General features: G+C 61.4%; 25 protein-coding genes and 2 tRNA genes. 15 read left to right on the top strand and 12 right to left on the bottom strand.

What is annotated here, in order from left to right; genetic code table 11:
- Positions 1-25: 25 nt before the first annotated feature.
- Together NKH91_RS03665 and NKH91_RS03660 are read left to right on the top strand one after the other, a co-directional pair.
- Positions 26-292 (top strand): hypothetical protein, encoded by a 267-nt coding sequence (locus NKH91_RS03665; RefSeq protein WP_352883420.1) that lies wholly within the window; start codon positions 26-28, stop codon positions 290-292.
- 175 nt (positions 293-467) lie between these two features.
- Positions 468-1,133 carry a hypothetical protein gene (locus NKH91_RS03660; RefSeq protein ID WP_352847914.1) on the top strand — a complete coding sequence of 222 codons (666 nt, stop codon included), beginning with the start codon at positions 468-470 and terminating at the stop codon, positions 1,131-1,133.
- Positions 1,134-1,411: 278 nt separating this feature from the next.
- Here the strand turns inward: NKH91_RS03660 and NKH91_RS03655 are convergent.
- A tRNA-Val gene (locus NKH91_RS03655) sits at positions 1,412-1,486 on the bottom strand.
- A gap of 102 nt (positions 1,487-1,588) precedes the next feature.
- Positions 1,589-2,272: a phosphoglycolate phosphatase gene (locus NKH91_RS03650; protein WP_352847916.1), complete on the bottom strand. Its 684-nt coding sequence runs from the start codon at positions 2,270-2,272 to the stop codon at positions 1,589-1,591.
- Between the two features lie 144 nt (positions 2,273-2,416).
- On the opposite strand from NKH91_RS03650, the gene rpiA reads away from it, so the two are divergent.
- From rpiA to gor, 3 genes are all read left to right on the top strand, one after another.
- A complete protein-coding gene (gene rpiA, locus NKH91_RS03645) occupies positions 2,417-3,148 on the top strand; it encodes a ribose-5-phosphate isomerase RpiA (protein WP_023717615.1) in 732 nt (243 codons plus the stop codon).
- The gene (locus NKH91_RS03640; RefSeq protein WP_352494650.1) at positions 3,135-3,713 is read left to right on the top strand and encodes a DUF2059 domain-containing protein; all 579 of its coding nucleotides are present in this window, start codon (positions 3,135-3,137) and stop codon (positions 3,711-3,713) included. Before rpiA ends, NKH91_RS03640 begins: the two co-directional genes overlap by 14 nt.
- 118 nt (positions 3,714-3,831) lie before the next feature.
- A complete protein-coding gene (gor, locus tag NKH91_RS03635; RefSeq protein WP_352847918.1) occupies positions 3,832-5,220 on the top strand; it encodes a glutathione-disulfide reductase in 1,389 nt (462 codons plus the stop codon).
- A 57-nt stretch (positions 5,221-5,277) separates the two neighbouring features.
- On the opposite strand, the gene mgtE is transcribed toward gor, so the two are convergent.
- Positions 5,278-6,642, bottom strand: a complete 1,365-nt coding sequence (mgtE, locus tag NKH91_RS03630; RefSeq protein WP_352847920.1) for a magnesium transporter — start codon at positions 6,640-6,642, stop codon at positions 5,278-5,280.
- A 272-nt stretch (positions 6,643-6,914) separates the two neighbouring features.
- The gene (locus NKH91_RS03625) at positions 6,915-8,804 is read right to left on the bottom strand and encodes an ABC transporter ATP-binding protein/permease (protein ID WP_352847923.1); all 1,890 of its coding nucleotides are present in this window, start codon (positions 8,802-8,804) and stop codon (positions 6,915-6,917) included.
- A 642-nt stretch (positions 8,805-9,446) separates the two neighbouring features.
- On the opposite strand from NKH91_RS03625, the gene NKH91_RS03620 reads away from it, so the two are divergent.
- Entirely contained in the window at positions 9,447-9,878 is a 432-nt protein-coding gene (locus tag NKH91_RS03620; protein WP_352847925.1) for a hypothetical protein, read from the top strand.
- A gap of 6 nt (positions 9,879-9,884) precedes the next feature.
- On the opposite strand, the gene NKH91_RS03615 is transcribed toward NKH91_RS03620, so the two are convergent.
- Together NKH91_RS03615 and NKH91_RS03610 are read right to left on the bottom strand one after the other, a co-directional pair.
- Positions 9,885-10,562 (bottom strand): DsbA family oxidoreductase, encoded by a 678-nt coding sequence (locus tag NKH91_RS03615; RefSeq protein WP_352847927.1) that lies wholly within the window; start codon positions 10,560-10,562, stop codon positions 9,885-9,887.
- A gap of 23 nt (positions 10,563-10,585) precedes the next feature.
- The gene (locus NKH91_RS03610; protein WP_352950954.1) at positions 10,586-12,406 is read right to left on the bottom strand and encodes an extracellular solute-binding protein; all 1,821 of its coding nucleotides are present in this window, start codon (positions 12,404-12,406) and stop codon (positions 10,586-10,588) included.
- Between the two features lie 230 nt (positions 12,407-12,636).
- On the opposite strand from NKH91_RS03610, the gene NKH91_RS03605 reads away from it, so the two are divergent.
- Entirely contained in the window at positions 12,637-13,266 is a 630-nt protein-coding gene (locus NKH91_RS03605; protein ID WP_023717607.1) for an invasion associated locus B family protein, read from the top strand.
- Positions 13,267-13,397: 131 nt separating this feature from the next.
- Here the strand turns inward: NKH91_RS03605 and hspQ are convergent, their stop codons facing one another.
- Together hspQ and NKH91_RS03595 are read right to left on the bottom strand one after the other, a co-directional pair.
- On the bottom strand, positions 13,398-13,721 hold the full coding sequence (gene hspQ, locus NKH91_RS03600; RefSeq protein ID WP_352482577.1) for a heat shock protein HspQ: 324 nt from the start codon (positions 13,719-13,721) through the stop codon (positions 13,398-13,400).
- A 220-nt stretch (positions 13,722-13,941) separates the two neighbouring features.
- Positions 13,942-15,153, bottom strand: a complete 1,212-nt coding sequence (locus NKH91_RS03595; protein ID WP_352716667.1) for a UbiH/UbiF family hydroxylase — start codon at positions 15,151-15,153, stop codon at positions 13,942-13,944.
- Between the two features lie 61 nt (positions 15,154-15,214).
- Between NKH91_RS03595 and NKH91_RS03590 the strand changes: the two genes are divergently transcribed.
- From NKH91_RS03590 to NKH91_RS03555, 8 genes are all read left to right on the top strand, one after another.
- Positions 15,215-16,153, top strand: coding sequence for a DUF2182 domain-containing protein (locus NKH91_RS03590; protein WP_352847932.1), 939 nt, complete (start codon positions 15,215-15,217; stop codon positions 16,151-16,153).
- 13 nt (positions 16,154-16,166) lie between these two features.
- Positions 16,167-16,781 carry a DUF1326 domain-containing protein gene (locus NKH91_RS03585; protein ID WP_023717603.1) on the top strand — a complete coding sequence of 205 codons (615 nt, stop codon included), beginning with the start codon at positions 16,167-16,169 and terminating at the stop codon, positions 16,779-16,781.
- A 35-nt stretch (positions 16,782-16,816) separates the two neighbouring features.
- On the top strand, positions 16,817-17,593 hold the full coding sequence (pcsA, locus tag NKH91_RS03580; RefSeq protein ID WP_502898973.1) for a phosphatidylcholine synthase: 777 nt from the start codon (positions 16,817-16,819) through the stop codon (positions 17,591-17,593).
- A gap of 18 nt (positions 17,594-17,611) precedes the next feature.
- On the top strand, positions 17,612-18,589 hold the full coding sequence (locus tag NKH91_RS03575; protein WP_352847937.1) for a quinone oxidoreductase family protein: 978 nt from the start codon (positions 17,612-17,614) through the stop codon (positions 18,587-18,589).
- 179 nt (positions 18,590-18,768) lie between these two features.
- Entirely contained in the window at positions 18,769-20,334 is a 1,566-nt protein-coding gene (locus tag NKH91_RS03570) for an ABC transporter ATP-binding protein (protein ID WP_352847939.1), read from the top strand.
- The gene (locus NKH91_RS03565; protein ID WP_352847942.1) at positions 20,331-21,443 is read left to right on the top strand and encodes an ABC transporter permease; all 1,113 of its coding nucleotides are present in this window, start codon (positions 20,331-20,333) and stop codon (positions 21,441-21,443) included. Before NKH91_RS03570 ends, NKH91_RS03565 begins: the two co-directional genes overlap by 4 nt.
- Positions 21,443-22,363, top strand: coding sequence for an ABC transporter permease (locus tag NKH91_RS03560; RefSeq protein WP_352482567.1), 921 nt, complete (start codon positions 21,443-21,445; stop codon positions 22,361-22,363). The genes NKH91_RS03565 and NKH91_RS03560 overlap by 1 nt, the downstream gene beginning before the upstream one ends.
- A 47-nt stretch (positions 22,364-22,410) precedes the next feature.
- Positions 22,411-23,478 (top strand): BMP family ABC transporter substrate-binding protein, encoded by a 1,068-nt coding sequence (locus NKH91_RS03555; RefSeq protein WP_352482565.1) that lies wholly within the window; start codon positions 22,411-22,413, stop codon positions 23,476-23,478.
- Between the two features lie 66 nt (positions 23,479-23,544).
- Here the strand turns inward: NKH91_RS03555 and rimO are convergent, their stop codons facing one another.
- From rimO to NKH91_RS03535, 4 genes are all read right to left on the bottom strand, one after another.
- Positions 23,545-24,858 (bottom strand): 30S ribosomal protein S12 methylthiotransferase RimO, encoded by a 1,314-nt coding sequence (gene rimO / locus NKH91_RS03550; RefSeq protein WP_352482563.1) that lies wholly within the window; start codon positions 24,856-24,858, stop codon positions 23,545-23,547.
- Between the two features lie 146 nt (positions 24,859-25,004).
- Entirely contained in the window at positions 25,005-25,664 is a 660-nt protein-coding gene (locus NKH91_RS03545; protein WP_023717595.1) for a TerC family protein, read from the bottom strand.
- Between the two features lie 193 nt (positions 25,665-25,857).
- Positions 25,858-26,265 carry a DUF930 domain-containing protein gene (locus NKH91_RS03540; RefSeq protein WP_352482561.1) on the bottom strand — a complete coding sequence of 136 codons (408 nt, stop codon included), beginning with the start codon at positions 26,263-26,265 and terminating at the stop codon, positions 25,858-25,860.
- A 90-nt stretch (positions 26,266-26,355) separates the two neighbouring features.
- Positions 26,356-26,445: transfer RNA gene (locus tag NKH91_RS03535), tRNA-Ser, on the bottom strand.
- Between the last annotated feature and the right edge of the window lie 362 nt (positions 26,446-26,807).

Below are 26,807 nucleotides of genomic sequence, written 5' to 3'. Positions count from 1 at the left end.
ACGGTCACTCGGGGTCTACATGCAAATGCGTCATGCCATCATATTTGTACTTTCCATACTTTCCATCCCGTCCGTTTCGATGCCTGTGCAGAAAGCCGAGGCGCTGGAACCTGAACGCTATACGGTCTATTGCGCCGACGACCGTATCGAAGTTTCGTTCTGGGATATCGAGCAGATGAAGGTGCGGGCCGGCTCCAACGTTTGCCAGTTCCAGAGCTACACGAGCTACAGCAGCGCCTTGAATTTCGCCCAAAAGAATTTTGGGGGCGAGGGGGCGACCTGCAGCTGCTAGTGGTAAAAATCTGACGCTTGGTGCCCAATGCGGATTATCTGTTCCGACCCTTTCCGGTCGTACAGATGTGGCAATGTTACGGCGTCAGTTGACCCGTTCCGATCATTGGCCATCTTGCAACCCTTTGAAATCTGGCGCTAGATGGGACATGGGACCATTACTGCGCGAGGTCTCTATGGCAAACACAGAAGAAGGAACGCGCGTAGCAGGAGTTTGGCTTGCGATCGCCTCTATCCTGCTGGCAGGCGCGCTGGTCGGCCATGGGCCGATCGATCCCGATATGGGTCGCCAGATGGGAGTCATCACCGACGACCCTGTCCGATGGGCGATCATCCATTGGGTTTCCGCGGTAGCGCTATCACTGTTCGCCCTGACAGGTCTGATCGTGCTGGCGGCCAGATCGCGCCTCACCGAGGCGTGGTGGACGTTGTCTGCCTGGGGTGTGCTGACTGTCGGCGCCCTCTGGACCATGACGACCGCGGTGGCCGAGGCCACCGTGGTCTCCGCCGCTGCTGCCGCCGGGGACACGGCAACTTTCGAGGCCTGGTGGGCATTTTCCGAAGGAAAGGCCAACGGCTTCATGTTTTTGGCGTTGGCCGTTGCCGTGATCGCTGGCAACGAGGCGCAGACCACTCACCGAGCCACGCCGGTCTGGGCATCGCACATCGCAGTCGTGGCCGGAATTGGAGCCTTCCTCGGTTGGCCCCTGGGCATGTGGCTCGGAGTCACCCTGGGCAGCTTCGTCTGGGTCGTGGCATCACTGGTGATGTCCCTGTGGACACTTTGGTTCGGGTTGGGTTTAGCGCGGACCGTGATCGGGCTGCGGCCTCACAATGGGTGACATCGAGTCCGTAGCGGGAGCGTAGCGAGCGACCCGCTTGATGACCGCGACGGGCGCTCCAGCCGCTCCCAGGCGGCGGGGATTGCTTCGCGCCGCTGAAAAAGGCCTCGACGCGCGAGTTTGCCGAATGGGCGATATGCTTGCAGTGGGCGCGATAAAGCCGCTTCAGCAGCCGGAGCGAAAGGCAGGTTTACCCAGAGCGGGCCTACTGCTTCGGCACCAAGCGTCAGATTTTGACAACTAGCCGCTCTGACTTGGAATTGATTCAGGAAAGCAGATGGTGGGCGATGCAGGGATTGAACCTGCGACCCCACCCGTGTGAAGGGTGTGCTCTCCCGCTGAGCTAATCGCCCGCTCGTTGCCCGAAGGCCAAGCGCGCCGCGATATAAGGGAGGCCGGCCCGCGAAGTCAACCACTTGTCGGTCGGCATCTGGCGGTCCGGACTATGGCCGGCTTCAGCCCTCAGCCGCGGCCATCAGCCCTTGTACCAGATCGAGCGTCAGCGAATCGAAATGCGAGATCACCGCCGACGGTTCGAACTCCCGCACATGACGGTCGGTGTAGCCGAAATCGACTGCCACCACCGGAATGCCGGCGGCCTTTGCCGTGTCGATGTCGGTCTGCGAATCACCGACCATCAGTGCACGGTGCGGGTCGCCGCCGGCACGCGCGATGGTCTGCGTGAGATGGCGCGGGTCTGGCTTGCGGAACGGAAAACTGTCCTGGCCGCAGATCGCCGCGAAATGCCTGGTCATGCCGAGCGCTTCGATCAGTGCCACCGAATTGGCCTCGTATTTGTTGGTGCAGATGGCCAGCAGGTAGCCGGCCGCCTCGAACCGCGCGATCGCCTCCGGGACGCCCGGGTAAGGGCGCGATTTGCCGGGAATGTTAACGGTGTAATGGTCCAGAAACAGCTTTAGCAGGCGGTCGTGCTCCTCCACTGCCAGCGACCTGTGCTGCGCTGCATGGGCGCGCTCTATCATCACCCGGCCGCCATGGCCGACGAAGCGCTTGAAGCCGGCTTCGTCGACGGCCGTGAGCTGGCTGGCGGCAAGGCTGTGGTTGAGGCTGTCGAGCAGATCCGGCGCCGTGTCGATCAGCGTCCCGTCGAGGTCGAACACGATGATCGGTCGGGTCATGGCCTGTCCTGTGACGATTTGATTGCCGGCAGGCGATAACCGCTGCGGCCCGTTCAGGCAAGCCGGCTTATGCACCGCAGGCAAGGTCCTTTGACCAGCCCGGCAAAAATGCTACCAGCGCCGAAACAAATCTTAGGACCCGGCATGGATGCGAGGCAATTGAAGGTTGAGGCCGCTCGGGCAGCGCTTGCCCACGTTACGGACGGCATGCGGCTCGGCATCGGCACCGGCACGACAGCGGATGAGTTCGTGCGGCTGCTCGCCGACAAGGTCGCCACCGGCCTGACTGTCATCGGCGTGCCGACCTCGGAGCGCACCGCCGTCCTTTGCACCGAGCTTGGTGTGCCGCTGTCGACCCTCGAGGAAACGCCCGAGCTCGACCTCACCATCGACGGCGCCGACGAGATCGATCCGGCGCTGACACTGGTCAAGGGCGGCGGCGGCGCGCTGCTGCGCGAAAAGATCGTCGCGGCGGCCTCCGCCCGCATGATCGTCATCGCCGACAGCTCCAAGATGGTCGAGATGATCGGCCGTTTTCCGCTGCCCATCGAAGTCAACCGGTTTGGCCTGCGCGCCACCGAAATTGCGGTTGGCGCAGTGGCTGCAAACCTTGGCCTTTCCGGCCCTGTTACACTGAGGATGACGGGGAGCCAGCCATTTGTTACAGACGGCGGCCATTTTATCCTCGATGCATCTTTTGGCCGCATTCCGGATACAAGAGCGCTTTCGAATGCTCTCCACGCCATTCCGGGCGTGGTCGAGCATGGTCTTTTCATCGGGCTGGCATCAACGGCCATCATAGCCGGCGGCGACGGCATCCAAACCGTCCATGCCGCCCGAAAACCAGGGAGTTTTACCGATCATGATGTTGCATAACCGGGTTGGCCGCTTTTTTGCCATTCTGGCGGCCTCGGCCGTTTTCGCGTTTTCGTCGCCGGCGTTTTCGCAGGATGTCACTGATGCGCATTTGAAGGCGGCGCGCGCCGCGGTCGCGGCGATCCATGCGACGGATACGTTCGACAACATCCTGCCGCAAGCTGCCGCGGCGCTCGAGCAGCAGCTGATCCAGAAGAACCCGGACATGCAGGAACTGATCGCCAAGACGATCAACGAGAAGGCGATGGCCCTGGCATCGCGCCGCGCCGACCTGGAAAAGGAAGCAGCGCTTGCCTATGCAAAAGTGTTCTCGGAAAAGGAACTCACTGAAATCGCCGCCTTCTACAATTCCGATACCGGCAAGAAGCTGCTCGACAACGGCTCGATCGTGACGCGCGAGCTGGTGAAGGCTGCCGACATCTGGCAGAACGGCCTGGCTCGCGATCTCGCCCAGCAGGTAGGCGAGACTCTAGGTGCAGCGGCGAATGCCAAGGCGCCGGCCGCACCTGCCGACGGTGCCGCCCCGGCCGATGGCGCTGCTCCCGCGGACGCCACACCGAATTGATCGCGGACTTCCGAGCGGCCTGACCGCCACTGGACCAGAAAGCCCGGCAAGTCCGGGCTTTTCTTTTGGTGGTCGGCAGCCTACCTGTCTCGGTGTTTGAGGGGCAAGGAGTTCAGCCATGGCCGATTACGACTACGACCTTTTCGTCATCGGCGGTGGCTCCGGCGGGGTGAGGGCGGCGCGCGTCGCGGCAGCACTCGGCAAGCGGGTCGGCATCGCCGAGGAATACCGCTATGGCGGCACCTGCGTGATCCGCGGCTGTGTGCCGAAAAAGCTCTATGTCTATGCCTCGCAGTTCCCCGAACATTTCGCCGACGCCGCCGGCTATGGCTGGACGGTGCCTGAGGCGCGTTTCGACTGGCAGACGCTGGTCGCCAACAAGGATCGCGAAATCAGCCGGCTGGAGGCCATCTACCAGAACAACGTGCAGGGCGCCGGCGGCGAAGTCTTTCACTCACGCGCCGTGCTGGTCGATCCGCATGTGGTGCATCTTCTCGGTGAGGATCGCACCGTTACCGCCGACCAGATCCTGATCGCTACCGGCGGGCGTCCGGCACCGCACCCGGCATTGCCCGGCCATGAGCACTGCATCTTCTCCAACGAGGCCTTCGACCTCAAGGAGCTGCCGAAGGCAATCATGATCGAGGGCGGCGGCTATATCGCCGTCGAATTCGCCAACATCTTTCACGGGCTTGGCGTCGACACGACGCTTGTCTACCGCGGCAAGGAAATCCTCAGCCGTTTCGACATGGACCTCAGACGCATGCTGCACGAGACGATGGAAAAGAAGGGGATAAGAATCCTCTGCCACGCCGTGTCAGAGTGGGTCAGGAAGCGGCCTGACGGCCGGCTCGACGCGCTTGTCACCGGCGGCACGGTGCTGACGGTCGATCAGGTCATGCTCGCCATCGGCCGCATTCCCAATACCGAGAACATGGGCCTGGAAGGCGTCGGCATCGAGATGACCAAGACCGGGGCAATCCAGGTCGACGGATACTCCCGCACCAATATCGACAACATCTGGGCGATCGGTGACGTCACCCACCGCGTGCAATTGACGCCGGTGGCGATCCACGAGGCGATGTGCTTCGTCGAGACCGCCTTCAAGGACAAGCCGACGGCGCCCGACCACGACACGATCGCGACCGCGGTCTTTTCCCAGCCCGAGATCGGCACGGTCGGCCTGTCGGAGGATGAGGCGGCAAAACGCTTTTCGGATCTCGAAATCTACCGCGCCACCTTCCGGCCAATGCGGCACACGCTTTCCGGCCGCGATGAAAAGATGCTGATGAAGCTGGTCGTCGACGGCGCCTCGAAAAGAGTCCTCGGCGCCCACATCCTCGGGCCGGATGCCGGCGAAATGGCGCAGCTTCTCGGCATACCGCTGAAGGCCGGGCTGACCAAGGATGATTTCGATCGTACCATGGCGGTGCATCCGACCGCGGCGGAAGAACTCGTCACCATGTACAAGCCGACTTACCGGGTGAGAGATGGTGAGCGCGTCTGACGCGACAAGAACCCATCGCGGCAACGGGATTGCCGCGATGGAAGTGCGTGAGTTTTTTTACATGAGCGTTCCGCGCAGGATCACCAGCGCCACAGAAAAATAAATCACCAACCCGGTGACGTCGACCAGCGTGGCGACGAACGGAGCCGATGCGCTGGCCGGATCGAAGCCGATGCGCTTCAGGGCGAACGGCAGCATCGATCCAGACAGCGAGCCGAAGGTGACGATGCCAACCAGCGTGGCGCCGATCGTCATTGCGATCAGCGGCCAGTGGGGGCCGTAGTCGTAGAAGCCGAGATACTGCCAGAGCGCGATGCGGCAAACGCCGACTACGCCAAGGATCGAGCCAAGCACCAGGCCGGTCGGCAGCTCGCGCAGGGCCACCCGCCACCAGTCGCCAAGGCCGATCTCGCGCAGCGCCAGCGCCCGGATGACGAGCGAGGTCGCCTGCGAGCCGGAATTGCCGCCGGAGCTCATGATCAGTGGAATGAACAGGGTCAGCACGATCGCCTTTTCCAGCTCGCCCTCGTAGCTCTGCATCGCGTTGGCGGTCAGCATCTCGCTGACGAACAGCGCGCATAGCCAACCGGCGCGCTTCTGGATCATCGCCAGAAAGCTCATCTTCATATAGGGCTCGTCCAGAGCCTCCATGCCGCCCAAGCGATGCACGTCCTCGGTCGTTTCCTCGATCATCGTGTCGATGATGTCGTCGATGGTGACGATGCCGAGGAGTTTGCCGTTGTCCACGACCGGGACGGCGAGCAGATCATATTTCGAGATCAGCTGTGCGACCTTCTCGCTATCGGTCAGCGGCGACACGGCAATAGGCGCGCGATCCGGCGCAACCGCCATGATCAGCTCATCCGGCTCACCGGCAATCAGCCGGCGCAAGCTGGTCGAGCGCAACAGGACATGCGTTTTGGGATCGACGATGTAGATCGCATAGACGGTTTCGCGTGTCCGACCCACCTTACGGATGTAATCCAGCGTGCGGGCCACGCTCCAGTCCGGCGGCACGCTGACATATTCGGTCGTCATGAGCGAGGCGGCGCTGCCCTCGGGATAGCCGAGAATGGCAAGCAGCGTCGCGCGCAGCGGTGGCGCCAGGCCACCAAGCAGTTCGGAACGAGCCGGTTCGTTCAGAGCGCGCAGTATGTCGGCGGCGCGGTCGACCGACATGGCGGCAAGCAGCCTGCCTGCCCTGCTGCGGGGCAGCGCCTCGACCAGTTCGGACGCGCCGTCGAGTTCAGGCTGGTCGAAGATCTCGACCAGCCGCTCGAACGGCACTTCGCAGAGCAGATCAGATGCTGTCTCGCGGGGCTCCTGATTCAAGGCCTCGACGATGTCGGCGACGTGTTCGTTGGCAAGTACGCGAGCGATGGCGATGGCATCGCCGCCCGCAACGGGGGAAAACTCGTTCATGGCTCACTCCTTGCCGTCCGGCAGGACGTGAGCCGGTCAGGTCACGTCAAGCGGACGGCGGTTGCGTTCGACTGTGACTGTCGCCAGGCATGGCGCGGTGACCTTTCTGCTCGCGGGTTCGGGTTGGCATCTCTGCGAGCCGGCGCAACATAGGAGCGCGCCTTGCCGAGTCAATCGCGAGAGCGGGTCAAAACGGCGGCAAACCGACTGGATCGCGAGACTGTGATCGGGCTGCGTGGCAGGCTGGCTGGATGCCGGCAGTGGTGCCGCGGCTATCTCTGCTTCAGCCGGCGGGGAAAGCGCAGCCATTTGTCCTCGGCCGGCCGCGTCGGCTGCGTGAGGATGGTGGTGAGCTCGACCGGCAAGCTCGGAACCAGCGGCTTCTTGGTGGCGACGCCGTCGGCGATCGCAACCACGCTGTGGTAGAATTCGGTGCCCGCGAGCGATCTCGGCGGCGCCGCCTCGTGCATGATCGAGATCACGGTTGCGTCGGGGCAATTGTCCTTGATCGCCTGATGGAAGGCGATCTTTCCATCGGGGTCGAGCGCGCCGGTGGCTTCATCGAGGAACAGCAGTCCCGGTTGCTGCAGCACGATGCGGGCGACGACCAGCTTCTGTTTTTGCCCACCCGAAAGGATCTGATCCCAGATCTTTCCTTCACGGCTCTCATCGGCCAGATGCTCGATGAAGTCGCCGAGGCCGGACTTGTGCAGGGCGGATGCGACCTGCACGTCGGCGTAATCACGTTCGGAGCCGGGCAGGCAGACCAGCTGCTTCAGCGAGACCTGCTGCAGCTTCACCTCCTGGGCGGCGTAGAAACTCCTGACCCCTTCGGGGAAGACGATAGTGCCGCGGCCATAAGGCCACAGGCCGTTGATCGCCTTGATCAGCGAGGTCTTGCCGCATCCGGATTCGCCCTTCAGGAAGGTCCACTCGCCACGCCGGAAGCGCAAGTTTGCAGCGCTCAGGAACGGGGTGGCGTCCTCGCCCTGATGCGCCAGTTCGAGCTTCTGGATGGTCAGGCCGAAGACCGGGTTCTGACGATCGTAGCGGAAGTCGGAGCGGCCGGTCAGGCTGTAGAATTCCTGCGGATGCTGGACGTTTTCGATCGCCTGCGCCAATTCGACGACGCGCTGGCTGTTCGCACGCAACGTGGCGAGATCCGGCATCACATGGATGAACCACGAACACTTGCTGATCAGCGAATCGACCTGTCCGGAGGCCGTTAAATAGCCCTTGAGGTCGAGGCCGTTGTGGATGAAGGGCACTAGCCCAGGTCCGAAAGCGACAATTTTGGCGCCGATGAAATTGTAGATCAGCTCGAACGAGGCGTAGCCGGTATTGACGATGTTCAATCTTGCCCAGGTGCGGTCAATGTCGGCATAACGCTGGCTGTGCACAGTCTTCTGCACATTCTCGCCCTGCAGTGCGGCAACGTGAAAACTGCGGCGGAGCAACGTGATCAACTCGCTGCGGTAGTTGCCTTCTGCCTGCTGCATCCTGATATTGAGCCACTCCAGCATTCCGCCGAGTTTGACTGCGATCCAGGTGTTGAACGGCACGTAGATAGCGACCGCCAGGAGCGCGAGAACGGCACTGCCGTAGCTGCCGAGGAACTCCAGTCCTTTTACTTCCACGGAATTTGCCAGCAAAGCGCCACCGACAAAATAGAGCGAGGTGAAGACACCTAGCACACCCGTAGCAAGCCCGATGGCCCCACCGGTCATGCCCTTGATGGATTCCTGCACGCGCTGGTCGATATTGTCAGGAGCTGCGTTCCCGGAAGACCCATGCTGGGCATGGAAGTGGGTATGATTGCTGTCGAGCAGGGCTTCGTTGAAGCGGCTGTCCAGCCAGCCACGCCATTTGCGATGCAGTGTTTTGGAAACAAGGTTGCGAACGCCTGCAATACCCGCGTCCTTGAGCACGACCAGCAGCACGAGCAAACCGGCATTGGTCAGTACTGTCTTGAGTGGCGTGGTATTCGCGGCATCGTGGAAAAAAGCGATCGAAGTCGCCAGCTCTGCCCCAGCCACTGTAAACCAGACCTCAGCCTTGCTGGACAGGGCGATGACCAGCGCAATCACCAGCGTCAAGGTCCAGGCTTCCATCCAGCGGTCCGAGAACCAGTAAGCTCGCATCAGCCCCCAGAAGCTGCGCATCGACGATACGGGCGTCAGGGGCGACTGCCTTGCGGCACCGCGGAGCCATTTTTCCGATATTGAATGTCGCGTTGGTCTATCGACCCGAATCACTATCCCGCCCAAACGGTTTTTCTTTTGTTACGGACAGTAACACCAATTGATCATTTTCCATTAGCTTTTCTCCAGCCGCAGGTGGATTGGCTGGCCGGCCGTTGCAGTGGAGCAACAGAATGAATGCTCGCGGCGCTTTGCCGTCGCATTTCGAGAGGTGGAATACAAACGCAATTTCAAAGAGTTACTTGCCTTCGCCAACGCAACCAAACCCCTTACGTTGGGGAAGGTCCTCACACAGCTTTGTGAACATAGAAGCGCCACCCAGCGGTCGATCTTCACAGCCTCGACCGATCTTCGGCCCGCCTTTACGGTCAGCTCCGACCTCGTCGGCGGCCAGAACGTGACTGCATGATTCGTAGTCGAAGCCGCCTTGTCACGAACCCGTAATCAGCCAAGCAATGATTTTGCCGGCACAGTCCAGGATGCGGACCAACATCAATTAGACCGAGCTTTTTAGAGCCCGCACAAACTGCGTTTGACAAAGATGCGCTTCGGATCGAACCTGGCGGGCGCATCTAGGTTTGAACCGGGGGGAGTTCTTCATGCTTGCACGGACTTTTTTTGCCGCGATGCTCGCAACATTTGCCTGGCTGCCCGCAAACATATGCCGGCAGCCAGACCGTTCCTGCAAACGCCGAGGGGCAGGTCGAGTTCAACACTCCGTCCGGCAATATCGGCTGCATCTATACGCCGAAGGGCGGCACCAGCACCTACGAGCCGCAGGATGGCGGACCGGAGCTGAGCTGTTCGCGTGTCGAGCCCAGCTACATCACCATCATCCTCGGGCCGAAAGGCCCGGCGACGCTGATCAAGTATCCGGGCGAGCAAGGCTGCTGCGGCGACGTCACCAAGCTGGCCTACGGCAATAGCTGGAGCAAGGGGCCGTTTTCCTGCCAGTCATCCACCAAGGGATTGACCTGCACCGGCAAGCATGGCCATGGCTTTTTCGTCAGCAAGGCCAAGGTGACGGTGAAATAGTCCGGCTCAGTTGGCCGTTTCCAGCTCGCCGCGTGCCTTGGCCGCTGCAACCTGGCGGATCGCATCGGCAAGCGTATCGGCGTCCTGGGCTCCCATTACGGCATATTTGCCCTCAAGCAGAAAGCACGGCACGCCCGATATGCCCATGCGCGAAGCGGTGGCGATTTCGGTGCGCACCGCCTCGACATCAGCGTCGGTCGGCAGCAGCGTTTCGACCACGGAGGCATCCATGCCGGCCTCGCGGGCGGCTTCGATCAGCACGGCATGATCGCCGAGATTGGCGCCTTCCTCGAAATTCAGCTGGAACAGCCGGCGCACCAGCCGGTTCTGAACGGCCTCGCCGGCAGTCCCGGCCCAGCGAATGAGCCGGTGCGCATCCAGCGTATTGGGCGCGACCTTGATGGCGTCGAAGGCAAAGGAAATCCCTTCAGCCTCGCCCAACGGCTCGATCCGGGCATGGATTTCGCGGATGCGTTGCTCGCTGCCGAATTTCGCCACCATGTAGTCGCGGCGGTTCTTGCCTTCGGGCGGAATCGTCGGGTCGAGCTGGAAGGGCCGCCAGCGTATGTGAACGTCGATATCGACGGCGGCAATCGCCTTGTCGAGCCGTTTCTGGCCGATAAAGCACCAGGGGCAGACGACGTCGGAGACCACATCGACGGCAATCGAGTTCTCGTCGTTCATCTTGATCTCCTGTTCTGAAGAGGTCACTTCGGTTTGCGCCACCAGGTCGGCAACTGATAACCGTATATGGGCGTCTTTTGCGGATGTTCCAGATAGTTCCAATAAGCGAGCCATTGCCGGTTGTTGTGCTGCGTCGGCACCATGTAGTTACCGGAGATCAACAGCCGGTCGAGGACGCGGACGGCGGCGACATAGTCCTCCTTCGAGCGAGCTCTCAACATCGCCTCGATCGCCGCGTCCACCGCCGGATCGGCGACGCCGGCGAGGTTGAACGAGCCTTCGGCCTTGGCGGCAGCGGATCCCCAGCGCCCGGTTTGCTCGATACCGGGCGACAGCGAGTTGTTGAAACCGGTCGAGCCGACCAGCACCTCGAAATCGAAACGCTGCTTGCGCGACTGGATCTGATCACCGTCGAGGCTGCGGATACCGACATCGATGCCGAGCTTCTCAAGCGTGCGCTGATAGATAGCGGCAAGTCGCTCTTCGTCCTGCGAGGCGGTCAGGATCTCGAAACCGAACGGCTTTCCCTCGGGATCGAGCATCGCGCCGTCCTGCACCGTATAGCCTGCGCTCTTCAGCAGCTCGAATGCGGCCTTCAGCACCTTGCGGTCCTGGCCAGAGCCGTCGGTGACAGACGGCCTGTAGGTGCCGTCCATGACATCTGCAGGCACGCGGCCGGGGTAGGGGGCCAGCAGGGCCTTTTCCTTTTCGCTGGCCGGGTGGCCGAGCGCGGAGAGTTCGGAATTCTGCCAAAAGCTCATCGTTCGCGTGTATTTGCCGTCGAATAGATTCTTGTTGGCCCATTCGAAATCGTAGAGCATGCCGAGCGCACGCCGCACGACCGGATTGGAAAATTTCGGCAGCCGCGTGTTGAACAGAAAACCGTTGACCACCGGCGGAATGCCGGTGTCGAAAGTTTCGGCGATGACCTCGCCCCGGTGGAAGGCCGGAAAGTCGAGATCGCGCTCGCGTTTGACCGGGTCGCTGTCGTCGTCGATGGCGCAGATGCCTTTCTTGAACGCTTCCTGCTTGGCGTTGGCGTTGAGGAAATATTCGATGGTGATCTGGTCGTAATTGTCGAAGCCGCGCTTGGACGAAACGTCCTTGCCCCAATAGTCCGGATTGCGCTTGAACACGATGCGCTGGCCGGGCACGACTTGCGCCACCGTGTAAGGGCCGCTGCCGACCACCGGCTTCAGCGTGGTCCTGTCGAATGTGTCCTTGTTGAAGGCGTGTTTCGGGATGATCGGCGTCAGCGCAATGATCAGCGGAAATTCGCGGTCGGCCTTGTCGTTGAAGGTGAAGCGCACGCTGCGGTCGCCGGTCTTTTCGAGCTTGGCAATCGCTTTCATCCGCTGGCTGTAAGGTGGCCGGCCCTTCTCGGTGAAGACGTCATAGGTGAACAACACGTCTTCCGGCGTCACCGGTTCGCCGTCAGACCATTTGGCCCTGGGATCGAGGTGGAATTCGATGCCCTTGCGCTCGGGATCCATGTCGGCGGTATCGGCTAGCAGGCCGTAGAGACTGAAGGCCTCGTCGTAGTTGCGCTGCATCAACGGCTCGAAGACGAGATTGCCAAAGCTCTGATCCATCATGCCGCGCGCCGTGGTGCGCAGGCTTTTCAGGATGAACGGATTGATATTGTCGAAGCTGCCTACGACGCAATATGTAATGCTACCGCCCTTCGGCGCGTCGGGGTTGACGTAGTTGAAATGCTTGTAGTCGGCCGGCAGCGCCGGCTCGCCCTGCATGGCAAGCGCGTGCTTCGGTTCCGACAGGGCCGGTTGCAGGGAAAGGCCGACAAACAATATTGTGGCGATCAGCCAAATGACAACGCGGCCCATGACCGTCTCCTTCCCGATTCGATGCGCAGCATACATGAGCCGGTCGTGCACCGGCCAACCCCCTGAGCCAATCCTTCGGCCAAGATTCGCGAGGCTCGGGCTGGATTCGGCATCGCTTGCAGTGTAACACGCCGTCCGAAGTCATTCTGTTGCCTCATTTCGGCAACAGGTAGCTGGACCACACGGCGCGAAAAAGCCGGTTCCGGGATCATTTGAGAGGAATGCACGACATGACCAGCCTGAACAGCAACGCGTACCGCCTGTCGGTCATGGCCGCTGGCGTGGTCGGCATTCTCGGCGCCGGGATTCCCGCTGCTTCCGCGCAGCAGCAACAGCAGATTCCGCAAGGCTGGTTCAAGGCCTGCACCAAGCAGGAAGACGTCGACATCTGCAATGTCCAGAACATCACCACCGCCGGCAACGGCCAGCTCATCACCGGCGTCAGCCTGATCGAATTGAAGGGCAAGGTGAACCGCAAGGTGTTCCAGGTGACGGTTCCGACCGGCCGGCTGGTTCCTCCCGGCATCGGCCTCCAGATCGACGGCGGCAAGGCGCAGAAGCTCGACTATGTGATCTGCTTCCCGGACCGCTGCGTGGCGGAAGTGCCGCTGACCGATCAGCTCGTCGCATCCTTCAAGAAGGGATCGGCGCTGACACTGACCTCGATCAATTTCCAGAACCAGCCGAATCCGATCAAGATTGCGCTGACCGGCTTCAGCGGCGCCTTCGACGGCCCGCCGCTGCAGCAGTCGGACATCGAGGACCGGCAGAAGAAGCTCCAGGAGTTCGTCGCCAAGAACAACCAGGATTTTGCCAAGAAGCTCAAGGAAGAGCAGGAAAAGGCGAAGGCCGCCAACTGATCGACTGCCGCCAACTGATCGACGGGTTTTCGAACAAACAAAAAGCGGGGTTCATGCCCCGCTTTTTTTGCTGAACCGGGTGATTGTCGGGTCCAGCCATGTCTCAAGCCGGCCAAGTCCTAGCTAAGTCATCAATGTCTCGATTGGTGCTTCGGTTCGTAGCGCCCGTCCGGCCTCTTCTCGAACATCTCACCTATCTGTGGATGCCGGACCGGTTCGCCCGACCGGTCCTCGAGCAAATTCTGCTCGGACACGTAGGCGATGTATTCCGTTTCCGAATTCTCGGCGAGCAGATGATAAAAGGGCTGGTCCTTGCGCGGCCGCACGTCAGCGGGGATCGCCTCGTACCATTCGTCGGTGTTGGCGAATTGCGGGTCGACATCGAAAATGACGCCGCGGAACGGAAACAGCCGGTGGCGAACCACCTGTCCGATCGAGAATTTGGCTGTCTTCATCGCACTCACCACTTGAACTTCTTGGACGCCACGCATCCTGGAACACGCAAGGAACGCTCCAAGACTTTAGACTCTAACGCATCGGTCCGGCAAAGATTGGTCCAGACCTTGCCGTCGACATGTTCGTTATTTGGCGCAGACTCTGCGTCAATTCAATCCCGAAGCGCGTGACGCCGGGTTGAGTTCGCAAGATGCGGAGCAAGGGCGGTACCCAAGATCGCTAGCGCTCAGCCGGTTTTCGCAATCCACCAAAAAATGCCGCAAAACCGCTGCCGGGTCGCAGACCCTCGCGCATAAAAAACGCCCGCAACGGCGCAAACCCTTCAAGCACGCCAAGACCAGCGCTGCGCGCCAACTGGGCCGGCAGCATGTCGGAAAGCAACGACATGTTGAGCAGGTTGACCGCGCTGCTGCGTGCCAGGATGTCCGGCCGCCGCTTGAAATCATAGGTCGCAAGCGCCTTGGCGGCGCCCGGGTCCGAGCGATTTCTGCTTGCGGTACCAATCAGGTCGTCGATGTCCCTGATGCCGAGATTAAGGCCTTGCGCGCCGATTGGGGGAAACACATGGGCGGCTTCGCCGACAAGCGCCACGCGGTGCTGCGCAAACCGCCACGGGCTCACCGCTGAAAGGGGGTAGACCTGTCGGCCGGGCTCAACCGACACGCGGCCCAGCATCGATTGCATCCGCTGTTCGACCCGCGTCGAAAGCTCGGCGTCGTCAAGTGCTGCAAGGTCCCTGGCGGTATCGGGCTCGAGCACCCAGACAAGGCTGGACCGGTTGCCGGGCAGGGGAACCTGTGTGAACGGACCGGTCTCGGTGTGGAATTCGGTCGAAGTAAAGGCATGGTCGCTGCGGTGACCGAAATTGAGCACCAGCGCCGCCTGCGGATAGGATCGGACCGATGTCCGGATGCCGGCTGCCTCGCGGGCCGGCGACTGACGGCCATCGGCGGCAACCGCCAACGACGCCTCAATCTCGCTGCCGTCGGCGAGAACGGCATGGGCATGGTCGGCATCGAGGCGCCATGCCTCCACCATCGACTTTCGCCACTCGATGCCCGCATGCGCGCCGACAGCCTCGGCTAGCGCGCGGTTGAGAACGCTGTTGGGCACGTTCAGTCCGAATTGCTCTTCGTCGATCTCGCTGGCGCGAAAGGTCACTGTCGGGCCGCGGATCAGCCGGCTTGTTGCATCGACGATGCGCATCACCTTGAGCGGCGCTGCGTGCGGCCTGATTCTATCCAGGATCCCGAGCCGTTCTAACATCTTCAGGGCAGGGTTCATCAAGGCTGTCGTCCGGGCATCGGGGCCGGCTGCCTCGGGTCCGACGAGCGTCACCGGAAAGCCGGTCTCGGCAAAGCCAAGCGCCGCGATCAGCCCTGCGGGGCCGCTGCCGGCAACGAGTATCCGTGCTGTTTCCCGATGATCCAAATTCGGCTTCCCGATTGCGAGGTGAGGCCTATCCGACCTGCCGGTCCATATAGGTCAGGTGATGTCGCTTGATCAACGCGGCGATTCGGCCCATTCGGTTGCCATGACCGGCCAACAAGACGATTTCAGCCACCTGGACGGTATCGGCCGTGCGATGGCGAGCGTTGCGCGCAGCCCTCGACTGACGGTGAGCGTTGTTGCTGGCATGGGCATCGCCCTTGCATGGCTCCTTCTCGGCGCAATTGCAGTTCGTGGTGCCGTAAGCCGGCTCCCGGGCACCGATGCACCCGGTGACTCTATGCTGAGATATCTGCCGCAACTGCCGCTGCCGGATTTCCTTGCGCGTTTCTTCGCCCTCTGCCTTGCGCCGGCGCCGCTTCACGCAAGCCTAGGCGCGCAAGGCGGGGCACTCACCGCGATGTGGCTGTTGATGGCCATCGCGACCATGCTGCCCTCCGCGGCGCCGATGATCCGGACTTATTGCGAGATCGCAGATACCGCCAGGATCAAGGGGGAGCCGGTCGCCCATCCGTTGGTCCTCGTCGCTGGATATTTAAGCGTCTGGCTTGCCGTCTCGGCAATGTTCGCAGCCCTGACGCTAGCAGTCGATGCATTCGCGTCACCCGGGCAGATGCTCGATCCGGCGGTTGGAATTGCCGGAGCAGCCGCGCTGTCGATCGCTGGTCTCTATCAGTTCAGCTGGCTGAAGGAAGCCTGTCTGGAGAAGTGCAGAAATCCGTTCTCGGTCCTGTTCGCCAACTGGAGCGCCAGGCCCATTCGCATTTTCCGGCTCGGCATGGAGCAGGGCCTGTGGTGCCTTGGATGCTGCTGGGCGCTGATGCTGGTAATGTTTGCCGTCGGCGTGATGAACGTGTTCTGGATGGCGCTCATCGGCCTGTTTAGCCTGGTCGAAAAACAGACGGCAGGCAATCTGCCGACGCGGCTGGCCGGCGCGATACTGCTTGTCTGGGCAGCCACGCTGCTAGTAGTCTCGACATGAGGGGGAGAATTCGATGACAGACCAAAACTGGGCAATGAAGGGAGAGCTCGTCCTCTCCTGCAATTGCACGGTTTTTTGCCCTTGCGTGCTGTCGCTCGGCAATCATCCGCCGACGGAAGGCTATTGCCAGACCTGGGCCGGATTCCGCATCGATGCCGGCCATTTCGGCGAGGTCGACCTGTCTGGTCTCAATCTTGGGCTGATCATGGAAATCCCCGGCTATATGAGCCGCGGCAACTGGACTGCCGGCCTGTTCATCGACAAGCGCGCCTCGGTCTACGCTGTGAAGGCACTGACGAAGATATTCACCGGCAAGGCCGGCGGAACCACATCGCTGCTCTCGATCCTGGTCGGACAGTTCCTCGGCGCCGAGCAGGTGCCGATCACCTACGAGACGCGTGAGAAAACGCGCATCTTTCAGATACCGAAGATCATCGATGGCGCGGTGACGCCGATCACCGGCAAGGATCGCGACAAGGATACGGTCATCACCAATTCGGAATACTGGATCGCGCCGGAGATCATCGTCGCCAAATCCGACAGGAGCAAAATGCGGGCCTTTGGCCGCAACTGGAACTTTGCCGGCCGCTCGGCCGAAATCTGCAAGCTGGACTGGCGGGGACCGTGAGCAAGAAGACGACGGCCAGGAAAATCGCCGACCGGATTCCGCGGCCGAAGAAGAAAGTCACATGGCCGCAGGCGCGGGCGTTCTCGGTCCATCTCTTGACCGCGTCGGGCTCATTCCTGGCGTTTCTGTCGCTGGTCGCAGCAAGCGAGCAGCGCTGGACGGCGATGTTCTGGTGGCTAGGGCTGGCGCTGTTCGTCGACGGCATCGACGGGCCGATCGCCAGGAAACTCGACGTCAAGGAAATCCTGCCGACATGGTCGGGCGAACTCCTCGACAACATCATCGACTACGTGACCTACGTGCTGATTCCGGCCTTCGCGCTCTATCAGCGCGGCTTCATGGGCGAGCGCCTGTCGTTCCTGTCGGCGGCGATCATCGTGGTGTCGAGCGCAATCTACTATGCCGATACCGGCATGAAGACGAAGGAGAATTTCTTCAAGGGCTTTCCAGTCGTCTGGAACATGGTGGTGTTCACGCTGTTCGTCATCGAACCCGGACAATGGGTTTCCTTCGCCGTGGTCGTGGTGGCCGGCATTCTCACCTTCGTGCCGATCAATTTCATCCATCCGGTGCGGGTGAAACGGCTGCGGCCCATCAATCTCGGCATGACGCTGCTTTGGTGTGCTTTCGGCGCGCTGGCGCTGGCGCAGGCCGCGCTTGCCTCCTTCTATGACAAGATCGGCGTGCTGGGCGAGCAGGTCAGCGATTTCATCAAGATCGGAATTACGGTCACCGGGCTTTACCTAGCTTGCATCGGCGCTATCATGCAGTTCTTTCCAAATCTCGGCGCCAAGCCGGACAAGAAAGCCTGATCCCAAGAGAGCTGGAAAATGTCCAAAGCGATCCGCATCCACGCCAATGGCGGTCCGGAGGTCCTGACGTATGAGGATACCGATCCCGGGCAGCCGGGCTCGGGGCAGATTCTGGTCAGGCACACCGCGATCGGTCTCAATTTCATCGACGTCTATTATCGCTCGGGCCTTTATCCGCCGCAGGGCGGATTTCCGCTGATCCCCGGCGGTGAGGCGGCCGGCGTGGTTTTGGAGGTCGGCACAGATGTCGACTGGCTGATGCCCGGGGATCGCGTCGCCTATGCGGTGACCACCGGCGCCTATGCCGGGCAGCGCGTGATCGCCGCCGACCGCGTGGTGAAGGTGCCCGGCGGCATCAGCGACGAACAGGCCGCGGCTATGATGCTGAAGGGCATGACCGCCGAGTACCTGTTGCGCCGTACCTTCAAAGTGAAGGCCGGCGACACGATTCTGTTTCATGCGGCGGCAGGCGGTGTCGGGCTGATCCTCGGCCAATGGGCCAAGCATCTCGGCGCGACGGTGATCGGCACCGCGAGTTCCACCGACAAGATCGAGCTCGCCAAGGCCCACGGCTTCGACCACGTGATCAACTATCGCGAGCAGGATTTCGTCCCCGGTGTTGCCGCCATCACCGGTGGCAAGAAATGCGACGTGGTCTACGATTCCGTCGGCAACGATACATTCCCGGCCTCGCTCGATTGCCTGCGGCCGCTCGGCACGTTCGTCAGCTTCGGTCAATCATCTGGGCCGATCCCGCCCTTCAGCATCTCATTGCTGGCGCAGAAGGGCTCGTTGTTCGCAACGCGGCCGACGCTGTTCGTCTATAATGCCAAGCGCGAGGACCTCGAGGCTTCCGCCGCCGCCTTGTTCGATGTCGTGCTCAGCGGTGCAGTCAAGATCAAGATCAATCAGCGTTACGCGCTCAGCGATGCCGGCAAGGCGCATTCCGATCTCGAAGGGCGCAGGACGACCGGGACAACGATACTTATCCCTTGAGCGCCCGCAGTTTCGGCCCGCCGACGCCGCGGTTCTTGCGAACTGCGCTTTACCGCTTGAGTTTCCGCTGAAATTCTTGAAGCTCTTTCAAGTCGTGAGCCGCTTACCGTCGAGAGCAGGGCGCGCATACGATGCTTGCGGGAACACAGAACATATCTGGCAAACCAGATGGAGGCACTGTGAGTGCAGATCAAGACGGCGCAAACCTGCTGGAGGTTCGCGGCCTCACCAAGATATTCGGCACGCTGACGGCGTGCGACCATGTCGATCTCAACATCGCCAAGGGCGAGATCCACGCGTTGCTTGGCGAGAACGGCGCCGGCAAGTCGACGCTGGTGAAAATGCTGTTCGGATCGCTGGAACCGAATTCAGGCGAGATTTTCTGGAATGGCCAGGTGGTCAGGATCACCAGCCCCGGCGCCGCTAAAAAGCTCGGCATCGGCATGGTTTTCCAGCATTTTTCGCTGTTTGAAGCGCTGACGGCGGCGGAGAACATCGCGCTGTCGCTGGATGACGGCTCGCCGATCAGCACGATCGCGGCCAAGGCGAGGGCGCTCTCCTACAGTTATGGCCTGCCTCTCGATCCGCTATCGCTGGTCGGTGATCTGTCGGTCGGCGAGCGTCAGCGTATCGAAATCATCCGCTGCCTGTTGCAGACGCCGCAACTCATCATCCTCGACGAGCCGACTTCGGTGCTGACGCCGCAGGAAGCCGATAAGCTGTTCGAGACGCTCGAGCGGTTGCGTTCGGAAGGAAAGTCCATCCTCTACATTTCGCACCGGCTGGAAGAGGTCAAACGCATCTGCGACCGCGCCACCGTGCTGCGTCACGGCAAGGTGGTCGGCCATTGCAATCCGCGCCAGGAAACCGCGTCTTCGTTGGCGCGGATGATGGTGGGCAACGAGGTTCAGGCTGTGGTGCGAGCGCCGGCCGAAGGTATCGAGACCGCGCCGGTGCTGCTTCAAGTCCGCGAACTCACCCGCAAGCCGGCGACTCCGTTCTCCATCCCGCTCAGGAACATCAATCTTGAAGTCCGCGCCGGCGAGGTGATCGGCATTGCCGGTGTCGCCGGCAACGGCCAGGGCGAATTCTTCGAGTCCGTTTCCGGCGAGGTGCTGCAGCAGGATGCCGGCTCGGTCCGCATCCGCGGCAAAGATGCCGGCGGCCTCACGATCACCGGCAGGCGCCTGATGGGCGCTGCCTTCGTCCCGGAAGAGCGGCTCGGCCACGGCGCAGCACCGCGCATGAAGCTTTCGGAGAACCTGCTTCTGTCGCGCCACGCCACCGATGGCAAGATGTTTGTCGGCGCCGGTGGAATGGTCAAGAGCGATGCAATCTATTCCGCTGCCCAGCGCATCATAAAGGCGATGGACGTGCGCAAGAGCGCGCCGGATCCGGAGGCTGCGGCTCTTTCGGGCGGCAATCTGCAGAAATTCATCGTCGGCCGCGAACTCGACCGCCGGCCAAGCGTCCTGGTGGTCAATCAGCCGACCTGGGGGGTCGACGCGGGTGCGGCGGCCCACATCCGGCAGGCGCTGATCGAGCTAGCGCGCAGCGGCTCGGCGGTGCTGGTGATCAGCCAGGACCTCGACGAGCTGTTCGAGATTTCCGATGCGATCACGGTCATGCACAATGGCGAACTGTCGAGGCCGCTGCCGATAACTGAAGCGACATTCGAGAAGATCGGGCTGCTGATGGGCGGCTCAGAACCCGGGCATGCCGAACATACGTTGGAGACGGCTTGATGCGCCTCGAACTTGTAAAACGCCCGCAGCGCTCGATGCTGTTTTCGGCACTCTCGCCGTTCATCGCTTTCGTTTTGACGATCATTGCTGGTGCTATCATGTTCGCGCTGCTCGGCGTCAACCCGTTGACGGCGTTCCGCATCTACTTCATTGAACCGATCAGCCAAGTCTGGCAGTTGCATGAGCTGGCGATCAAGGCCGCCCCCCTGATCCTGATCGCGGTCGGGCTGTCGGTCTGCTACAAGGCAAACATCTGGAACATCGGCGCCGAAGGCCAGTTCATCCTGGGCGGCATTGTCGGCTCGATCATTCCCGTGCTGTTTCCGCAGTTCGAAGGTCCATTGGTGCTGCCGCTGATGCTTCTGCTCGGCATGGTCGGCGGGGCCGCCTATGCCGCAATTCCGGCACTGCTGAAGACGCGCTTCAACACCAACGAGATCCTGACCAGCCTGATGCTGGTCTATGTCGCCCAGCTCTTCCTCGATTGGCTGGTGCGCGGGCCGTGGCGCGATCCGCAAGGCCACGGTTTCCCGCAGACCATCCAGTTCAACGACTCGGCCATACTGCCGGAACTCCTCCCGGAATCCGGCAGGGCGAACTGGGGATTTGTCTTCGCGCTGATCGCGGCAGTACTGATCTGGATCCTGATGAGCCGGATGCTGAAAGGCTTTGAGGTCCGCGTGCTCGGCTCGAGCCCGAGGGCAGGGCGCTTCGCCGGTTTCGGCCTGAGCCGCATGGTTTTCTTTGCCTTTCTGCTGTCGGGCGCGCTGGCCGGACTTGCCGGCATTTCGGAGGTCTCTGGCGCCATCGGCCAGCTGCAGCCGGTGATCTCGCCCGGCTACGGATTTACCGCCATCATCGTGGCATTCCTCGGCCGGCTCAATCCGCTCGGCATCGTTGCCGCCGGCCTTGTGCTGGCGCTGACCTATCTCGGCGGCGAGGCGGTGCAAAGCGCGCTCGGCATCTCCGACAAGGTGGCGCGCGTGTTCCAAGGCATGCTTTTGTTCTTCGTGCTCGGCTGCGACACGCTCATTCATTATCGCATCCGCCTAATCGGCTTTGCCGCGCCGAAACTCGAGGCAGCACCGAAGCTGGAGGAAGCCCGCTGATGGACATCACCGTCAACATCCTCTTGACCATCGCGACGGCGGCGACGCCGCTGCTGATAGCGGCGATCGGCGAACTGGTGGTCGAACGTTCCGGCGTGCTCAATCTCGGCGTCGAAGGAATGATGATCATGGGTGCGGTCGGCGGCTTCGGCGCCGGCTATCTGACCGGCTCGCCGTGGATAGGGCTGTTGGCGGCAATTGCCATGGGGGCAGTGTTCTCGCTTCTGTTCGCCCTCATGACCCTGTCGCTGGCCACCAATCAGGTGGCCACCGGCCTGTCGCTGACGCTGCTTGGCCTCGGCCTTTCCGGCATGATGGGGACGAATTTTGTCGGCCAGCCCGGTGAGAGATTGCCCAACCTCGATATTCCCGGCCTGACCGCAATCCCCATCGTCGGCAGGCTGCTGTTCGGTCAGGATCCGATCTTCTACATCTCGATCGCGCTGACCGCCGCCGTCATGTGGTTCCTGTTCAAGACCCGCACCGGGCTCACTCTGCGTTCGATCGGCGACAGCCATGCATCCGCCCATGCGCTTGGCATCCACGTCATCCGTTACCGCTATCTTTCGGTGATTTTCGGCGGCGCTTGTGCAGGCCTTGCCGGCGGCCACCTGTCGCTGGTCTATACACCGCAATGGGTGGAGAACATGACCGCCGGCCGCGGGTGGATCGCGCTGGCTCTGGTCGTCTTCGCCTCCTGGCGGCCATGGCGGGTGTTAGCCGGCGCCTATATTTTCGGCGCGGTCTGGATCGGCCAGCTTCATGCACAGGCATTTGGCATTCCGGTCCCCTCGCAACTGCTTTCTTCGCTGCCCTATCTGGCAACCGTCGTGGTTCTCGTTCTAATCTCGCGTAACAAGCGTCTGACGATGATGAACACGCCGGCTTCCCTGGGCCAGCCCTTCGTTCCGGATCGTTGACAACAAAAAGACGGAAGCTCCAAGGCTTAACTCAGAGAGGTAACACAATGAAAAAACTGCTTATTGCCCTGATGGCGACGACGGCCGCATTGTCACTGGCGGCGTCAGCCGAGGCGGCGGACAAGTTGAAGGCCTGCTGGGTCTATACCGGCCCGATAGGCGATTTCGGTTACTCCTACCAGCACGACCAAGGCCGCCTCGAGGTGGAAAAGGCACTCGGCGACAAGGTCGAGACCGCCTATCTCGAGAACGTCTCCGAAGGCCCCGACGCCGATCGCGCCTTCGAACGCCTGGCACGCGAAGGTTGCAAGATCATTTTCGGCACGTCCTTCGGTTTCATGGACCCGGAAGTGAAGATCGCCAAGAAATTCCCCAAGGTGATGTTCGAGCACGCCACCGGCTACAAGACGGCCGAAAATCTCGGCATCTACAATGCGCGTTTCTATGAAGGCCGCTACGTGCTTGGCCAGATCGCCGCCAAGCAATCGAAGTCGGGCGTCGCCGGCTACATCGTTTCCTTCCCGATCCCGGAAGTGGTGATGGGCATAAATTCCTTCATGCTCGGCGCGCAGTCGATCAACCCGAACTTCAAGGCGAAGATCGTCTGGGTGAACTCCTGGTTCGATCCGGGCAAGGAAGCCGACGCAGCCAAGGCATTGTTCGACCAAGGCGCCGACATCATCGTCCAGCACACCGACTCGACCGCTGCTTTGCAGGTGGCGGAGGAGCGCAAGCTGCACGGCTTCGGCCAGTCCTCGGACATGATCAAGTTCGCGCCGCACGCGCAGCTGACCTCGCTGACCGACGAGTGGGGCCCGTACTACATCAGCCGGGTCCAGGCGGCGCTCGACGGCACCTGGAAGCCCGACAATGTCTGGCTCGGCATCAAGGACGGCGCCGTCAAGCTGGCGCCGTTCACCAATATGCCCGACGACGTCAAGGCGATGGCCGAGGCCACCACCAAGAAGATAGCCGACGGCTGGAATCCCTTCACCGGGCCGATCGCCAAGCAGGACGGCACACCATGGCTGAAGGACGGCGAGGTCGCTGACGACGGCACGCTGCTTGGGATGAATTTCTACGTGAAGGGCGTCGACGACAAGCTGCCACAGTAAGCAACCGGAAACACATCGAACGAAAGGGCGCCACGCGGCGCCCTTTTTGTTTTGGATTGAATGATATCAGACCGCCGAGCCGTAGAGGTCGTAAGCGTCGGCACGATCGATCTTGACGGTGACGATGTCGCCGGCGCGCAACGGCCGCCGCGACTGGATATGGACCGAACCGTCGATTTCGGGCGCATCGTATTTGGTCCGGCCCTTGGCCGAATTGCCATGTGCTTCGTCGATCAGGACCGGCAGGCGCTTGCCGATTTTCTTGGTGAGTTGCGTTGCCGAGATCTTCTGCTGGCGCTGCATGAAGCGGTGCCAGCGGGCTTCCTTGACCTCCTGCGGCACTTGCTCGAGGCCGAGCTCGTTGGCACGGGCGCCTCTGACCGGCTCGTATTTGAAGCAGCCGGCACGATCGATCCTGGCCTCGTCCAGCCAGTCGAGCAGCATCTCGAAATCGTCGTCCGTCTCGCCGGGGAAACCGACGATGAAGGTGGAGCGGATGGCGAGATCCGGACAAACCTCGCGCCAGCCGCGAATGCGCTCGAGCGTCTTTTCGCCATGGGCGGGCCGGCGCATGTTCTTCAGCACCTGCGGCGAGGCGTGCTGGAACGGGATGTCGAGATAGGGAAGGATAGTGCCTTCGGCCATCAGCGGGATGACGTCGGCGACATGCGGATAGGGATAGACATAGTGCATGCGCACCCAGACACCGAGCTTACCCAGCTCTTCCGACAGATCGAGGAATTTCGCCCGCACTTCGCGATCGCCGAACATGCTGGTCTGGTATTTGATGTCGATGCCGTAGGCGCTGGTGTCCTGCGAGATGACGAGGATCTCCTTGACCCCGGCCTTGGCCAGCTTCTCGGCTTCGCGCAACACGTCGGCGGCCGGCCGCGATACGAGATCGCCGCGCAGCGCCGGGATGATGCAGAAGGTGCAGCGGTTGTTGCAGCCTTCCGAAATCTTGAGATAGGCATAGTGGCGCGGCGTGAGCTTGACGCCCTGCGGCGGCAAAAGGTCGATATAGGGATCGTGGCTCGGGGGAGCGGCCTCATGCACTGCCGCCATCACGCTTTCATAAGCTTGCGGGCCGGTGATGGCGAGGACGTTGGGATGTCTTTCACGGATGACGTCCGGTTCGGCGCCGAGGCAGCCGGTGACGATGACCTTGCCATTCTCCGAAAGTGCCGAGCCGATGGCGTTGAGCGATTCGTCGCGGGCCGAATCGAGGAAGCCACAGGTGTTGACGACGACCAGGTCGGCGCCGTCGTGCTTGCGGGCGATCTCGTAGCCTTCGGCGCGCAGGCGCGTGATGATGCGTTCCGAATCCACAAGGGCTTTCGGGCATCCAAGACTGACGAAGCTGACACGAGGGGCGGACATCAAAGCTTTTCCGGATTTTCAGGATTGGCGGCGCAGTACCACAGTTGTTGCCGCATTGGTATGGGCAGCGGCTGCAGCGAAACGCAAGCGCCCCCGAAGGCTGGCCGAAGTCGAAGTGCCGGCCGATGCGAATTCGAGTCGATGCGTCAGCTCACCGCACTGCTGACATGCGGCAAGACTTCCACCGCGCCTCGATAGATCATATCGAGTGCGACATAGAAGATGATCAAAAGGCCGATATAGGCGATCCAGCGATGGCGGTGCAGCAGCTTGGCGATGAAGCTCGCGGCAAGGCCCATCAGCGCGATCGACAGGACCAGGCCGATCACCAGCACCTGGAAGTGATCGCGCGCTGCGCCGGCGACTGCCAGCACGTTGTCGAGCGACATAGAGACGTCGGCGATGACGATCTGCAATGCAGCCTGACCCAGCGTCTTCTTACGCGCCTTCCCGGCCACCATATTATCGCTGTTGATATCGGAATTGGACAACGCCTCGGTCGCCTCCACTTCGTCGGCATGGGAGGTGCGCAGTTCGCGATACATCTTCCAGCACACCCACAGCAGCAGGATGCCGCCGGCCAGCAGCAGGCCGACAATCTGGAGCAGAGTGACAGTGATAGCTGCAAAACCGATGCGCAGCACCGTCGCCGCCACCACGCCGATAAGGATCGCTCTCTTGCGCTGCTCGACCGGCAGGCCGGCAGCGGCAAGGCCGATGACAATGGCGTTATCGCCTGCAAGCACGAGATCGATGGCGATGACCTGGAGCAGGGCAGAGAAGCCCGCGGCGGTGAAAATTTCCATCGACTGGGAGTTCCCTTGCTGGTTGGCCGGCCGTTCGCGTCGAATGCCTGGAGGCCCTAACGTGTATGGTTCCCGCGCGTCAAGGGACTGGTTGGAACAAGGTCGGCAAACCGCTCGTCACGGCGGCAACATACAGAGTTTGCGACGATCGGCCCGAAACACCGGCGAAAATGCGGCCAGAGGTCGCGAATGCCTAGTTGTAGAGATTGTATTTGGGCCAGTCGCTTTCGGGAATTTCGTCGCCGATCCGGTAGCGGAGCTGCAGGACCTCCATATGGTCCGGCGCTGTCTCGCATTTAAATTTCAGCCGGTACCATTGTCCCTTGCTGCGAAACGCAGCGCCCGGGCTCCTGATCGCATCGGCGCCCATTTCGGGCGTCGCAAAGGCGTAAGCGACGACGCGATCGGCTCTGTATTTGTGGTCGTCGCGGGTAATCCGGTCGAGAATTTCGGCGTCGCATCGCTGCTCCAGCCGGGTTTGCGGGTCGAGTTTAAGCAGGCCGGCGCGCAATGCGCTGTCCATCGCGGTGGCCGGCCAAGCCACTATCGTCCATGCGAAAACCGCAGAAAATAGTTTATTCATAGGCGGGAGAAGCATCATATTCGGACGGAGAAATCAACCCGATCGGGGGTCCCTTCCCGGTCATCTCGACGCAAGCCCAGGAGATTGCTTTCGGGACAAGGCTTCAAATGGCGGAGGGAGTGGGATTCGAACCCACGGTGGGCTTGCACCCACGCCGGTTTTCAAGACCGGTGCCTTAAACCGCTCGGCCATCCCTCCAAGGTGATTTTTCAATCACTTAGGATATCGCGAGAGGGCGGGTTCGAGCAGTCGGTACCGGATTGGCACCAGGACGTTCCCCGACCGGTTCGCGCTTCATTCCTGTAAAGCCGCATTCAACACCAAGTCAACCATGGCGACCGCACCTTTGGGCGCGATTCAGGACGGTGAGCAGCCCGGCATGGCGACCTGTGTTTTGTGCTGAGTGTGGAAAATCGTTTTTAAAACCCGCACAGACTATTAATCGTTGTGCGCCGATATGTTGGGCGCATTAAACACATGTAAGTAAATCGTATTCCGGAGTTGATTTTGGCCGTACTTGGCGCTCTCCCGCCCGGTCTTCGCTGTAGACCAATTCGAGA

This window comes from Mesorhizobium sp. M0894 (assembly GCF_040319725.1).
Lineage (GTDB): Bacteria > Pseudomonadota > Alphaproteobacteria > Rhizobiales > Rhizobiaceae > Mesorhizobium.
Note: the sequence above shows the minus strand (reverse complement) of the source record. Positions and strands in the feature narration are given on the sequence as shown.